The organism is Streptomyces sp. NPDC048392 (genome assembly GCF_043200575.1).
Classification (GTDB): Bacteria; Actinomycetota; Actinomycetes; order Streptomycetales; family Streptomycetaceae; genus Streptomyces.
This window is the reverse complement of record NZ_JBICYB010000011.1, coordinates 1-13,693: the sequence shown is the minus strand read 5'-3', so window position 1 is coordinate 13,693 and position 13,693 is coordinate 1. Positions and strand designations below refer to the sequence as shown.

Here is a 13,693-nt window from a genome sequence, read left to right as displayed (position 1 = left end):
GACAGAGGTCACGTGTGCCCGGTGGGGGTTTCTGAGGGGTTCACCGGTCGCACGGTGGCTCGTAATCCAGACGCGGCAGGTACTCGTGCCACTTCTCCTCGGTCAGTACCCCCCGGGTGGCGGAGCAGATGCGGTCGATGGCGTCGTCGACGCCCAGGCTCCACAGCCGGACGGTGTCCGTGCCGCTGGACACCCCGAGCATGTGGCGCACGGGGCTGAAGGAGAGGAAGTTGCCCGTCTTGGCGTTGGGGCTCATCGCCTGGCCGATGGGGGCGGCGCCGGAGGGGTCGGTGACGCTCCAGAGCCGGACCGTGTTGTCGTTGGCGCCGCTGGCCAGGGTGTCGCCTTCCTGGCTGAACGTCAGCGACACCACCGAGTCGGTGTGTCCGGCGAGCGTGGCCACGGCCCCGGCCGCTCCGCCCGGGTCGGTGACGTCCCAGAGCCGGACCGTGCCGTCGTCGCTGCCGCTGGCCAGGGTGTGGCCGTCGGGACTGTAGGCGAGGGCGTTGACGGGCCCGAGGTGCCCGGTGCGGGGCGTGCCGAGACGGGTGGCGTGCGCGGGGTCGGTGACGTCCCAGAGCCGTACGGCGTCGTCCGCGCCGCCGCTGGCCAGGGTGTGGCCGTCCGGGCTGAACACCAGGGTGTTGACGTATCCCGTGTGGCCGCCGAGCGGCTTGCCCAGACGGCGGGGGCGGGACGGGTCGTCGGTGTTCCACAACTGGACGGTGCGGTCGTCGTGCGCCGTGGCCAGGGTGCGGCCGTCGGGGCTGAACGCCAGTGTGTCGGGGCCCGCGTAGCGGGTGCGCAACGCCACGGGCGGTCCGTGGGCGGTGGGCCGCGCCGGGTCCGTGACGTCCCACAACCGGAGCGAACTGCCTCCCGTGAGCACCGCGAGTGTGTCGCCGTCCGGGGAGAACACCAGGGACCGTATGTCGCCCTCCCCCTGTTTGAAGGGGGCGCTCAGCGACACGGGCCGGCCGGGGTTCGTCACGTTCCACAGCCGGACGCTGCCGTCGCGGGCCGCCGTGGCCAGCACCCGCCCGTCCGGACGGAACGCGCCGATGCGGCCGATCATGTCCGACGTCGGCAGCGACCACAGGCGGACCTTGCTGTCGCCGCTGCCGGTGGCGAGGGTGTGGCCGTCGGGGCTGAAGCCGAGGGCGTACATCTCGCCGCTGCCTCCGGCCAGGGGCACGCCGACCTGCGAGGGGTAGGCCGGGTCGCTGACGTTCCACAGGCTTGCCGTACTGTCCGCGCTGCTCGCGGCGAGCATGGCACCGTCGGGGCTGAAGGCCACCGCCCAGACGGGGCCGCTGTGGCCGGTGAGCGGGGCACCGACGGGCTTGCCGCGGGCGGGGTCGGTGACGTCCCAGAGCCGTACGGTGTCGTCCGCGCTGCCGCTGGCGAGGGTGCGGCCGTCGGGGCTGAAGGCCACGGAGTGCACCAGAGCGCTGTGGCCGGTGAGCGGTGCGCCGACGGGCTTCGCGCGGGCGGGGTCGCTGACGTCCCAGAGCCGGACCTTCTCGTCGTCGCCGCCGGCCGCGAGCATGTGTCCGTCGGGGTCGAACGCCACCGAGCGCACCGCGGCGGTGGCGCCGGTAAGAGTGTCGAGCGCCTTGGGGCGGCGCGGGTCGGCCACGTTCCACAGGCGTACGGCGTGGTCGTCGTGGGCGGAGGCCAGGGTGCGGCCGTCCGGGGTGAAGGCGAGCAGGTAGACGGTGCCGCCGTGACCGGGCAGGGGGGTACCGAGCGGGCGCGGGCGGCCGGGGTCCCGCACGTCCCACAGCCGGATCGTGCCGTCGTCCGAGGCGCTGGCCAGGGTGCGGCCGTCCGGGCTGAAGACCGCGGTACTCACCCAGCTGGTGTGTCCGGTGAGGGGCTTGCCCAGCTGTTTCGGGCGGTCGGGGTCCGAGACGTCCCACAACCGGACGGTCCGGTCGTAGCTGGCCGTCGCCAGGATCCGCCCGTCGGGGCTGAAGGAGGTCAGGTAGACGGCGCCCGTGTGCCCGAGGAGCGGGGTGGCCAGTGGCGCGTTCACGATCGAGATCAGCCGGTTCCTGACGTCCTCGTCGTCCGGCCGCAGGCGGTGCGCCGCCAGGTCGAGCTGGGCCGACAGCGACGGGTCCGTGTCCTGGACCCGGTCCGCCTCCGCGACCACCTGCTCGAACACGGCGTCGTTGCGCTGCTGCCAGGCGAGCACCGCCGAACCGACGGCCACGAGGGCCAGGACGACCAGCGCCGAGACCGCGGCACGACTGACCAGGACGGTGCGCCTGCGCAGCCTGACCGCGGCGGCCAGGAACTCCACCGCGCCGCGGGTCAGGAAAGTGTCGCCGGCCGACTCGGCCCAGCTGCTCGCCTGTGCCAGCCGCGAGCCCCGGTAGAGCAGTGCGGCGTCGCGGTCGGACTCCTCCCAGGCCAGGCCGTCCTCCTCCAGCCGCTGGCGCAGCAGGTTGCCGGCGCGGTCCTCGTCGATCCAGTCGCGCAGCCGCGGCCAGGCGTGCAGCAGTGCCTCGTGGGTGATCTCCACGGTGTCCGCGTCGAGGGTCACCAGCCGGGCCCGTACCAGCGCCTCGAGGGACTCCTCGGTCTTGCCGGGGTCCCCCGACTCCTCGGCCAGCCGGCGCCGCGTGCTGCGCCTGCGGGTGGCCTGGGTGTCCTCGCTCAGCCGGACCAGCCTGAGCAGCAGCAGCCTCGCGGCCGTGCGTGCCGCCGGGTCCAGGCCCGACCAGGCCCGCTCGGCGGTCGCGGCCACCGCTCCCTGGATGCCGCCGGCCGCGCGGTATCCGGCCAGGGTCAGCCGGCCCGCCTTGCGCCGCTGCCAGGTGGCCAGCAGGGCGTGGGACAAGAGCGGCAGCACGCCCGCGTCGTGGGCCCCGCGCGGGCCGTCGGTGCTCACCTCCCTGATGATCAGCTCGGCGAGTCCGGGCTCGAGTTCCATGCCGACGGCCCTGGCCGGGGCGGTCACGGCCTCGCGCAGTTCCGCGGTGGTCAGCGGCCCGAGCACCATGTGCCGGTGCTGCAGCGCGTCGGCCAGCTCGGGATAGCGCAGGCACCGGTCGTAGAAGTCGGCGCGTACGCCCAGCGTCACGAGCACCGGCGCGACGTCCCCGCCGTCGCCGGGCACGCAGGCGGCCTGGAGCAGCCGGATGAACACGCGCCGGTCCGCCTCGTCGGCGCACAGCGTGAAGAGTTCCTCGAACTGGTCCACGATGACGACCGGGCGGGCGTCCGGCGAGGTGGCGCCCGACGCGCCCTGTGCCGCCCAGCCCGCGAAGACCGCCCTGACGGCGTCCTCGGTCCGCGGATCGTCCGTGTCCCGGGCGCGGGGGTCGCGCCTGTCCGGGGTCCCGGGGTCGCCCGGCTTCGCCGCCGCCGTGTCCCTTGCGCCTGGCTCTCTCGCTCGTGGCTCGCCTGCGCCCGGCTGGCCTGCGCCTGGCTCGCCTGCGCCTGGCTCGCCTGCGCCTGGCTCGCTTGTACCCGTCTCCCTGGCTCGTGGCTCCCTCGACCCTGTCTGCCCCGGACCCGTCTCCCCCGCCGCCGCCTCCCGAGCGGCGCCGACGACGGGCGCGAGCCGCGGTACCAGCCGGGTCAGCTCCCCGAGCGGGTCGGCCCCCGGTACGAGCTGGAGGACCTCTCTGGGCGGACCGGCCCCGGTGTCCGGCGCGCCGTCGCGCAGGGCCGGTACCAGGCCCGCGTTCAGCAGGGAGGACTTCCCCGCGCCGGAGGCGCCCACGAGCATGACCAGGCCGCCCGTGTCCCGCGCCGCGTCGAGCTGGGCGACGAGGGCCCGCGTGCTCCGTTCCCGCCCGAAGAACCAGCCGGCGTCCTCCCGGCGGTAGGCGGCCAGCCCCCGGTAGGGGCAGATCCCGCCGGGGGCGGCCGCGGCCTCGGCAGGGGGCTGTCCCCCGGCCGCGGACGGCCCGGGGCGTTCGCCGGTCGGGTCGGCCACCGCCCGCTCCCACAGGCGTTGCCACTGGACCACGTCGTACAGTCCGGCGGAGACGGGTACGGGCCGCGCGCGCCGCGCCTGGGGGATGAGGACGTGCAGAACCGCCGCGAGGGCGGGGAACTGGGCGGGCACGTTCCTGGCCCGCCGCCAGTCGCTGATCCGCTGGGCGGAGACCCGAACGGGCCGTCCTCGTTCGTCGACCCGCTGGAGCCGGACGACGGCCTCGGACACGCGCTTGAGCGGAGGGTTGCCGGCCTCCCTGTACAGCAGTGCGAGGCGTTCTGCGAAGGCCGTGCGTGCCCCTGAGTCGAAACTCAAGGTCTCCACTCCTTACTTCCCCCGCACCTGGACGTCCGGACCGGAAAACTCACTCTATATGCCTGACCTGCGGCTCCATCGGTGTCATGGGCCAGGAACCTCCTCTGCGGCGACCACAGGTGGCAGGATCGCGCCGCAGTGGCGAGATGGCCCCGCGGCACCCGGACAGGTCAGCGGCTCAGCACTCGGATAGCCACCCCATGAGGCCGCATGTTCTCGGTCAGCTTTCGGTGGCCCGTTCCTCCCCGACCCGTTCCCCGTACCGCTGTCGCCACCGCCACCGCACGCGAAAACGGCGCCGGCATGGTGTGGCACCGGTCCCCACGAGGGGAGGGACCGGAGCCAAACCATGCCGACGCGCACGCGCTGGCCGGTGACGACCGGGAGGACCGGTGCAACGGGCGGGCGGGCAGGGCGGATTCAGCGCGCCGGTCCGCGGGCAGGCACGTCGTGAAGGCTCCGACACCGACCGCCGCTGGAGTGCGCATGAGGATCTTGGTCGACCCCGAGCAGTGTTACGGCTCCGGCGACTGCGTCCACCGGGCCCCCTCCGTCTTCACCCGGGTGGACGGCCTCGGTGCCGTCCTGCCCGGTCGGGAGCACGATGTCGACGCCCCGCGGGTGCGCGAGGCGGCCGAGGGATGTCCGTCCGCCGCGATCACCATCACGGGAGGAGACTGAGCATCCGAGGTGCATCGATCGTCCCGGTTCCGGAGGCCCTGGTCACCCTGGCCGCCCGGTACGTGCGAAACGGCCCCGGCACCCTGGGGAAGGCGGCTCTCGCCGAACGCTGGCTGAACGCGCATCTGCGTGAGCACCCCCGCCGGGCAGTCGTCGAGGCGCGTTCCGGCGGTCTGTTCGTCGTGGACACGCAGGATCTCATCCAGCGGTACCTGTACCTGTTCGGCGTCTGGGAGCCGCACATGACGGGCTGGCTCGGGCGCCGGCTGCGGCCGGGAGACGGGTTCGTCGACGTCGGGGCCAACATCGGCGTCTTCAGCGTCCTCGCGGCCCGGCTCGTCGGTGACGGGGGCCGGGTCGTCGCGATCGAGGCGTCCCCGGACCTCCACCGCCGTCTGGTGCGGCACGCCCGGCTCAACGACCTCGGGAACATCCGCGCGCTCAACGCCGCCGTCTCGGACCGCACCAGGACGCTGACCTTCCTGCTCGCCAGCTCACGGAACACGGGGGCGAACAGCATCGTCCCGTACGAGGGCCCGGTGGAGTCCAGCTTCGAGACACGGGCCGGGCCGCTGCCCGAACTCCTCGATCCGGCGGAGATCGCGACCGCCCGGGTGATCAAGATCGACGTCGAGGGCGCGGAGGGGAGCGTCGTGCGCGGTCTCGCACCGATGCTGGGCGCTCTGCGGTCCGACGTGGAGATCACCGTCGAGGTGGCACCCGAGCGCATGAGCCGGCTCGGGGACTCGGCCGACGACCTGCTCACGGTGATGCGTGACGCCGGGTTCCACGTCTACCGGCTGGCCAACGACTACGCGTCCGGGAGCTACCCCGCGGCGCTGAGCGGTGAGCCCCGGGCGCCGGTTCGCTGGCGCGGGCCGGTGACCGAGGAGAGCGACCTGATCTTCTCGCGCGTCGACGCGGAGCGGCTGCCGTGACTGGTTCGCTGTGGGGGGCCCGGCCGTCCGGGGCTGTGCCGTCCGTCCGGTTCGCTGTGGGGCTGTGCCCGGCCGTCCGGGGCCGTGCCGCCTGTCTCACGGACGCTCGCGCGGACGGCCGGCGTCCTCCGGCGGGCGTCGGCCGAAGGACATCAGAGCCCGTGCCCTGGCCTCCACGACCGCCATCCGGGCGTCGCGTTCGACGGGGTCCGCATGGGATGCCTGGCCGGTCTCCTGGCCCTCCCACTTGCGGTAGAGAAGGCCCACCTCTTCGGAGAACCAGCCCCGGCTCACGCAGTTGAGCGCCAGCAGCAGACCGGTGTCCTCGGACGCGGGCAGGGCCATCCAGCCGCCGAGGGCGAACAGCAGTCGACGCCGTACCAGGAGGGTCGCCGGGTGGACCTGGGCGCGGAACCCGTTCGCCTTCCAGAAGTCGAGCACCTCCCCGCGCTCGATCGGCCCGTCCACCGGATCGCCGGGGAAGCCGGCCGTCGAACCGTCGGGCAGCAGGTCCAGGGCCCGTGAGGTAGCCCATCCGAGCGCCGGGTCGGCCTCCAGGGCGGCGAGGTCGCGGGCGAGGGCGCCAGGAGTGAGCCGGTCGTCGGCGTCCAGGACCTTCACGTACTCGCCGTCCGCGTGGGCCAGGGCCATCGTGCGGGCCACGCCGGGCCCGCCCTGCCGCCCCGGCCGGCCCTGGCGGAAGACGACACGCGGATCGTCGGGCACGTGCGGCCGGACGTCCCGCGTACGGCCGTCCTCCTGGATCACCCAGCGCCACTCCCAGCCCTCGGGCAACTCCTGGGCGCACAACGACGCGTGGGCCTGCGGCAGGAACGGGGCCGAGGGGCCGTGCACGGCCGTGACGACGACGACGCGCCGGTTCGCGGCGGCACTCACCGCCTTGCACCGGCTCGGATCGGGCGGCGCGGACCGTCCGCGGTCACTTCGTACGCCTCTGGCACTGGCACTCACCGCATCCGGTCCGTCGTCGGGTTCGTCGTCTGGTCCGTCGTCGCGGTCGCAGGCTACGACCCGCGGAGAGGCCGTGGGGACCGGGGGTCGGCGGGGGCGCCGTGCACCCGTACACGGCGGCGGCCCGGCTGCTCTGTCGAGCGGCCGGGCCGTTTCTCGCGTGTGGTGCTGTACGCAGATCGCCGTTACGTCGGGGTCGGGGGTGGCGCGGGCCGCTCAGCGCTGCAGCGGGATGGTGTGCTGGGCCGAGGGCTCGGCGGCGGCGGTGTCGTCGCACGGAAGGCCGGTGGCCGTGGCCGTCGTCCTGGCGGTGGTGCCGGCGAGCGGGCGGTGGCGGCAACTGGGTGCCGCGCCGTGGGCCTCGGCCCGGATGCGCTGCTTCATCGTCGGGGGCAGGGAGCCGGTGCGCGACCAGGACCGGGGAGCGGCCGCGGCAGCGGGTGCCGCCTCGGGGGAGGCGCTCTCGCTGTTGCTGTGCGTTCCGGTCTGCGGTACGGCCGCGGCGGCCGTCGTCGTGATGAGTCCGAGCGCCGTGCACAGCGCGAGGAAGGCGGTGACGATGGTGGTCCAGAGCGTCAGGACCTTGTTCCGGGCCATGGCCCCTCACTTTCGGGTTGGGCGATTTGCGTACTTTCCTCATGATGTGTATGAGCGTCGCGATGTGGTGGACCGACGCCCGTGGCGCGTCGATGTTCAGATGAACACCACCCGAATGGCCTCAGAAGCCCATAAAAGGTGCAAATAAGAGAGGAAGGCGGGCGAAAGCCGCAGCGTGTGAGGGTGTGATCACCCTCCGATCAGAACGGCTTCGTCCGCTTCTAAAGGGGTTCCGGCGGCGGGCAGTTGACCACCGACGCAGGTCACCGATCGGTATCGGCCGGTGTGTATAGTCGGGCGCCAGAAGTCCCCTACGTCAAGGAAAGACGAGGTCGCGCGGTGAAGAAGCTTCTCCTGGTCGCACTGGCCGCCATCGGCGGGCTCCTCGTGTACCGCCAGATCCAGGCGGATCGCGCCGAGCAGGATCTGTGGACGGAGGCGACCGACTCCGTGCCCACGGGTTCGTGAGTACGACCGACATCCGGTCCTGAGCAGACCCCGGCCGCCAAACGGTCGGGGTTTTGTGTTGCCGTTTGCCGTTTGCCGTTTGCCGTTTGCCGTTTGCCGTTTGCCGTGCGGGGTGCGGGGTGCGGGAGCGCGGGGGGTGTGCGAGCGCGAGGGGGCGCGGCAGGATGGGGCGCGGTCCGCTCAGGGGCGGGCGGCGCGGAGCCGGTGAGCGCGAGGGGTGGCGGGTCATGGGACGGTGGTGTACGGCTCGACGGCGTACCGGGGGAACGGGACGCGAGCGGCCGACGGTGCCCGCCCGCCCGCCGGTGCCGGCACGGCTGGCGGTCGTGAGCGCCGTACTGGCCACGGCAGCCGCCCTGCCGGCCGCCCCGCCCGCAGTCGCCCTGCCGGCCGCCCCGCCCGCGGCCGCCCTGCCCGGCGCCACGGCCCGCGCGGCCGGTGCGAGCACCGGATACGACTTCGCGGACGGCGCCCCGCGTCTCGCGGGCGCGGGGTCCGCCCCGGGCGCCGAACCGCTGGAGGCCGGCTCCACGTACCGCAGTTCCCTGCCGCGGAACGGCACCCTCTATTACCGCCTCGAACTCGACGCCGCCTCCGACGCCTACGTCTCCGTCACCGCCGTACCCGGCGCCGACGGCGAGGTCACCGCCGTCGACGGCATCCGGGTCTCCGTCCGGGACGCCGACGGCGGCTCCTGCTCCGTGGACAGCGCGACGTTCGGCGCCGCCCACAGCCCCCGCCCGGTCACCGCCTGGGGCATGCGCGAGCTCGGCTCCGGCACCAACCGGTGCCAGGACCCCGGCACCTACTACGTCACCGTCGAGCGGACCCGGCCCCAGGACTCCCCGCCGGACGCCTGGGACCTGGAACTCACCGCCGCCACCGAATCCCGCCCGCGAGGTACCGGCGCGACCAGGACGCCCGGGGCCTGGGACTCCGCCTCGCCCGAGCCCCTCGCCGGCGAGCCGGAACACAGGCCCGGCGGCAGCGGGTTCGCCCACGCCACCCTCGTCGGGCAAGGAGTCTGGCGCGACGACATCCGGCCCGGGGAGACCCTCTACTACAAGGTGCCGGTCGACTGGGGCCGCCAGGTGTACGCGACCGCCGAACTGGCCGGCTCCGCGGACGCCTCCGGTTACGCCACCGGCGCCCTGCGACTGGCGCTGCACAATCCCGTGCGCGGCGAGGTCGACGCCGCCGCCAGGGGCTACACCGGCCGGCAGACCACCGTGGGTCTCGCTCCGCTGCCGCCCGTGTCGTACTCCAACCGGTACGCCACGGCCGGACAGGTCGGCGCGCTGCGGTTCGCCGGTGACTACTACGTCGTGGTCCACCTCGCGGCACAGGTGGCCGACGGCTTCGGCCAGGGCCCTTTCGGGCTGACACTGCGCGTACGACTCGGGGGAGCGGCGCGGACCGGCCCCGACTACGCGGGGGAGTCCCGGCCGCAGGGCCTCTTCGAGGTCTCCGCACAGGACCGGGTGGCGGTACCGGAGCCCGGGGCCGCGAACGACGACCTCGCCATGAAGGCGGTCGCCGTCGGCGGGATCGGCGCCGGCAGCCTGCTCCTCCTCGGCCTGGCCCTGTGGACGGCGGCGGCCCGGCGCAGGCCCTGAACCCTCCGGTAGCCGGGTTCAGGTCCGGGTCAGTGCCCAGAAACCCACGGCGTAACAGGCCAGCGCGAGCAGCAGCAGCGGCAACGCCACCCTCGCCGGAGGCCCGGAACGGCGGCGCCGCCGTGTCCCTCGGTGCTGGGCGGGAGGGGCGGCCCGCGGGGCACCGGCCGTGTACGGGGCGGTGGGCGCGTCGGCACGCTGCCGCGGGGACGGCGCGAGGGCCTGAGCGGGAAGCGGCGGCACCTGCGGCGGCCGGTACGGCGGCTGGTATCGCGGCTGGTACGGCGGCTGGTCGTGCGGGCCGCCCGTGAAGGCCGGGCTCTGGGCGGGCGGCTGCGCATCGGCCGCCGACGCCGACGCCGACGCCGACGCCGACGCCGACGCGGGCTTCGCCTCCGACTCCGACTCCGACTCCGATGTGACGGTCGGCAGCGGAGGCGGCAGGTGGAAACTCCCCGTCTCCGACATCCTGCCCCGCCGCTCGGCCCCGGGAGCCACCGCGGACGGCGTGGCGGCCGGGGCCGGCGGGATGCCGTCGCCTTCGTGGGGGGCGGACGGGGCGCCGGTCCCGGTCGGCGGTGTACCGGCCGGTGCGGCCGGGGTGCCGTCGAGGGCGGACGGCGGACCCGCGGGGTGCGGGACCGGCCCCGGAATCGACGGTGTGCCCGCCGGGGGCGTGGCGGGGCCGGAGGGCGTCCGGTCGCGCAGGGGACGGAGGCCGCCCGGATCGGGGTGCGGGCTGCCAGGATCGGGACGCGGGCCGCCCGGATCGGGACGCGGGCCGCCCGGCGGCGGGAGCGCCGGGGGCGTGGCGGGGCCGGAGGGCGTCCGGTCGCGCAGGGGACGGAGGCCGCCCGGATCGGGGTGCGGGCCGCCCGGATCGGGACGCGGGCCGCCCGGCGGCGGGGGCGCCGGGGGCAGGTCCGGTGCCGGAAACGGGCCGGGCGGGGGCGCCGATGTCCAGGAAGGGGTCCGCGGCGCAGCGGCCGCGGGCGGGGAGGGTGCCGGGTCCGTCGGCCGTCGCGGGTCCGTCGGTACGTCGTCCACGCCGGACGCCCGTTTGAGGGGCCCCTCGGGACCGAACCCCGGTGGCAGCGGGCCCACCTGGTCGAATATCTCGATCAGCTCGTCGTCGGGGCCGGGCTCCGGCAGCAGCTCGACCGCCGCGGCCAGCGCCTTGCGCGCCCCCGTCGCGGTGCGGAACCTCGCCGGCGGATCCGGCTGCACCAACGTCGCCACGACCTGCCACAGCGGCTCGGGAATCCCTCGCGGCGCGGGCGGCGTACCGTACTCGGCGAAGTGCTGCACGAGCGCCTTGGTGTCCGGCTTCGCCCCCTCCAGCAGATACAGGGCGACCAGACCCACCGCGAACAGGTCCGCCGGGAAGTCCGGCTCCGCCCCCGTCATCTGCTCGGGCGCGAGGTAACCCGGCGTCCCCACCACGAGGTTGGTCTCCGTCAGCCGGGGCTCGCCCAGCCGCATCGCGATACCGAAGTCGGACAGCCTCAGCCGCGGACGGCCCGTCCCCGTCGCCTCGAGCAGCAGGTTGGCGGGCTTGATGTCACGGTGCACCACACCCTCCCCGTGCACCGCCGCCAGGCCCGACAGGAGCTGGTCGAGCAGCGTGCACACGAAGTCGGGCGGCAGGGGACCGTAGTCCCCGACCAGGTGCACCAGCGAACCACCCGTGACCAGGTCCATGGTGAACAGGACCTGGTCGTCGTCGGCGGCCCAGCTCGCGGGCGCGAGGACATGGGGATGGTCGATGCGCAGCGCCTGCTCGCGGACGAACCGCAGCAGCGAGTGCGCGTCCCGCTGCTGAAGCACCTTCGCGGCCACATAACGCCTGCGCCGGTGGTCCCAGGCACGCCATACGGCACCCACCCCGCCCCGGCCGATCGGATCGACCAGCTCGTACCGGCCCGCGAAGACCTCACCCATGGCTGTGCGCCGCTCCTCCCCTGGGACCTGTCGCGCTCTCCCGCGGACCCGGCCGCCGACCCCCTCGGCGACCGGATCCCGGGATCAGTTCTGGTGGGACTGGTAGTGCGCGACCGCGTCCGAGGTGCGGCCCGCGCCGTACACCCGCAGGAACTCCGCCAGCTCCGGATGCGAGGAGGAGAGCGCGTCCGCCGCGTCGATGATGTCCCCGGCGGCCGCCACGGAGCGCAGCAGCGACTGGATCTCACGGACCACCCGCTTGACCGTGGGCGCACCCGAACTGCTCGTCGTCGTGGTGGTGTTGCTGAGCACCGAGCCCCCCTGCGACTTCTTGATCTCGTCCATGCGCTCCGTCGCCTCGGCCGCGCTCACACTGCCGTCGGCGACCTGCCCCGCCAGATCCTGCAGCAGTTGCACCCGCTGGACCACCGCGGGATTGCCGATCTTCGCCCGCTGGCCGCTCATCAGCTGCGACAGCATCGGCGCGGACAGCCCCAGCACTCCCGCGAGACGAGCCTGGTTGAGACCGAGATCATCGATAAGCCTGCGGAAGAGCGCCCCCAGCGGCTCCCCGTACCAGTTCCGCTGCAGTTCCCGCGCTCTTGCGGTGGCTTCCTGCTGTGCGGCGTCCATTGCGTCTCCCCATCGCTTCCCCAAAAACCGCAGTTCGCTCCAGCGAACCACGCCGAGCATCTTACGGAGCGTGGTCGTTCCCCGGGACCCCCAATCATTTGTGAGATACGGGGGGCGACCCGGTACTCTTGTCTGCGGCGACCGGCGGCCCGCGACACCAGGACCGACACCGCCTCGCGAGGGGCCTTAGCTCAGTTGGTAGAGCGCTGTCTTTGCATGGCAGATGTCAGGGGTTCGACTCCCCTAGGCTCCACCGTAAAGAGCGCCTCCGACCTGCGGAAACGTATGTCGGAGGCGCTCTGCGTCATCCAGGCGGCCCACCGCGGTGCCGCCGCCGCGCCCGGCGGCGCGGAGACGTTCCTCACGGTCCTCACCCGCGCACCACACCCGACGCCGCACGCGCTGCCCGGATGATCACCAACGACCGGAGGGAAAGCGCCAGTTGACCACGCGGAACAGCGCTCCGGCCCACACGCCACAACCGGAACGGGCCCCAGGACGGGCGCCTCTCGGCCCCCGGGCGGTGCTGTCCGCTCTTGATATCGTCACTCCACAGGGCATCAGCGCCACACCCCTGCGGGGCGGTGCCACGGGGCTCATCGCCGTCGGAGCCGTCCGGTCGCTACCGACGAGGTGGAAGGGGTTGACCATGCGGGCGAAGGTACGAGCCGCTCTCGACGCGCTCTACATGAAGCGGCTGGTCAGGGAGTTGGAAGGACGCCCACGCCCCCAGCACATCGGCATCATGCTCGACGGCAACCGCCGGTGGGCCAAGATGTCGGGCATCGACGACCCCCGCGAGGGCTACCGGGCCGGCGGCGCGAAGGTGCTGGACTTCCTGCGCTGGTGCGACTCCGCACAGATCGAACACGTCACCCTGTTCATGCTCTCCGACGACAACCTCCACCGGCCCGAGGAGCAGTTGAACCCGCTCATCGACATCATCGCCGAGGTCGTCGAGCGGTTGGCCGCGCCGGGCAACCCCTGGCGCGTCGAAGCGGTCGGCGCCCTGGACCTGCTGCCGGCCGAGTCCGCGAGCCGCCTCAAGACCGCCACCGCCGCCACCCAGGACCGCAAGGGCGGCACCAAGGTCGACGTCGCGGTGGGCTACGGGGGCAGACGCGAGATCGTCGACGCCGTGCGCTCCGCCCTGACCGAGCACAGCTCCCAGGGCGGCGACATCGACGAGTTCATCGAGACCTTCACCATGGAGCACATCTCCAAGCACCTGTACTCCAAGACACGCTCCGAGTCCGACCTCATCATCCGCACCTCCGGCGAACAGCGCCTCTCCGGATTCCTGCTCTGGCAGTCGGCGTACGCCGAGGTCCACTTCTGTGAGACCTACTGGCCGGACTTCCGCGAGATCGACTTCCTGCGTGCCCTGCGCTCCTACTCCCTACGGGAGCGCCGCTACGGTCGCTGAGCGCCGTTTCACGTGAAACATCGCCGCGGGGGGGGGGGGGCACGGGCTCCCCCCCCCCCGCGGGGGGAACCGAAAGAAGCCCGGGCGGCGACGGCCCCCCCGGTCAGCCGGGCGCCACCCCCCCCCCCCCCCCCACCCACGCCAGCGATTC

The 13,693-nt window shown here is 73.7% G+C and carries 11 protein-coding genes and 1 tRNA gene; 7 read left to right on the top strand and 5 right to left on the bottom strand.

The window, feature by feature from the left end:
- Positions 1 to 40 precede the first annotated feature (40 nt).
- Positions 41 to 4,279, bottom strand: coding sequence for a hypothetical protein (locus ACGFYH_RS17010; RefSeq protein WP_393803919.1), 4,239 nt, complete (start codon positions 4,277 to 4,279; stop codon positions 41 to 43).
- A 477-nt stretch (positions 4,280 to 4,756) separates the two neighbouring features.
- Here ACGFYH_RS17010 and ACGFYH_RS17005 point away from each other — a divergent pair, with 477 nt between their 5' ends.
- Positions 4,757 to 4,951, top strand: coding sequence for a ferredoxin (locus ACGFYH_RS17005; protein WP_393803918.1), 195 nt, complete (start codon positions 4,757 to 4,759; stop codon positions 4,949 to 4,951).
- Positions 4,952 to 5,013: 62 nt separating this feature from the next.
- Positions 5,014 to 5,889: an FkbM family methyltransferase gene (locus ACGFYH_RS17000; protein WP_393803917.1), complete on the top strand. Its 876-nt coding sequence runs from the start codon at positions 5,014 to 5,016 to the stop codon at positions 5,887 to 5,889.
- Positions 5,890 to 5,985: 96 nt separating this feature from the next.
- On the opposite strand, the gene ACGFYH_RS16995 is transcribed toward ACGFYH_RS17000, so the two are convergent.
- Positions 5,986 to 6,786, bottom strand: coding sequence for a glycosyltransferase family 2 protein (locus tag ACGFYH_RS16995; RefSeq protein ID WP_393803916.1), 801 nt, complete (start codon positions 6,784 to 6,786; stop codon positions 5,986 to 5,988).
- Between the two features lie 291 nt (positions 6,787 to 7,077).
- Positions 7,078 to 7,458, bottom strand: coding sequence for a DUF6344 domain-containing protein (locus ACGFYH_RS16990; protein ID WP_393803915.1), 381 nt, complete (start codon positions 7,456 to 7,458; stop codon positions 7,078 to 7,080).
- 339 nt (positions 7,459 to 7,797) lie between these two features.
- On the opposite strand from ACGFYH_RS16990, the gene ACGFYH_RS16985 reads away from it, so the two are divergent.
- Positions 7,798 to 7,926 (top strand): DLW-39 family protein, encoded by a 129-nt coding sequence (locus ACGFYH_RS16985; protein ID WP_003999697.1) that lies wholly within the window; start codon positions 7,798 to 7,800, stop codon positions 7,924 to 7,926.
- A 227-nt stretch (positions 7,927 to 8,153) separates the two neighbouring features.
- Positions 8,154 to 9,542, top strand: a complete 1,389-nt coding sequence (locus ACGFYH_RS16980; RefSeq protein WP_393803914.1) for a hypothetical protein — start codon at positions 8,154 to 8,156, stop codon at positions 9,540 to 9,542.
- Between the two features lie 18 nt (positions 9,543 to 9,560).
- Here ACGFYH_RS16980 and ACGFYH_RS16975 read toward each other — a convergent pair whose 3' ends face one another.
- The gene (locus ACGFYH_RS16975; RefSeq protein WP_393803913.1) at positions 9,561 to 11,483 is read right to left on the bottom strand and encodes a protein kinase; all 1,923 of its coding nucleotides are present in this window, start codon (positions 11,481 to 11,483) and stop codon (positions 9,561 to 9,563) included.
- 84 nt (positions 11,484 to 11,567) lie between these two features.
- Positions 11,568 to 12,116 (bottom strand): DNA-binding protein, encoded by a 549-nt coding sequence (locus ACGFYH_RS16970; protein WP_087808365.1) that lies wholly within the window; start codon positions 12,114 to 12,116, stop codon positions 11,568 to 11,570.
- A 180-nt stretch (positions 12,117 to 12,296) separates the two neighbouring features.
- On the opposite strand from ACGFYH_RS16970, the gene ACGFYH_RS16965 reads away from it, so the two are divergent.
- The 3 genes from ACGFYH_RS16965 (at position 12,297) to ACGFYH_RS16955 (ending at position 13,542) form a co-directional block, all read left to right on the top strand.
- Positions 12,297 to 12,369 (top strand) — tRNA-Ala (locus ACGFYH_RS16965).
- A 32-nt stretch (positions 12,370 to 12,401) separates the two neighbouring features.
- Positions 12,402 to 12,530 carry a hypothetical protein gene (locus tag ACGFYH_RS16960; RefSeq protein WP_393803912.1) on the top strand — a complete coding sequence of 43 codons (129 nt, stop codon included), beginning with the start codon at positions 12,402 to 12,404 and terminating at the stop codon, positions 12,528 to 12,530.
- A 235-nt stretch (positions 12,531 to 12,765) separates the two neighbouring features.
- Positions 12,766 to 13,542, top strand: coding sequence for an isoprenyl transferase (locus ACGFYH_RS16955; RefSeq protein ID WP_393803911.1), 777 nt, complete (start codon positions 12,766 to 12,768; stop codon positions 13,540 to 13,542).
- Positions 13,543 to 13,693: the final 151 nt, after the last annotated feature.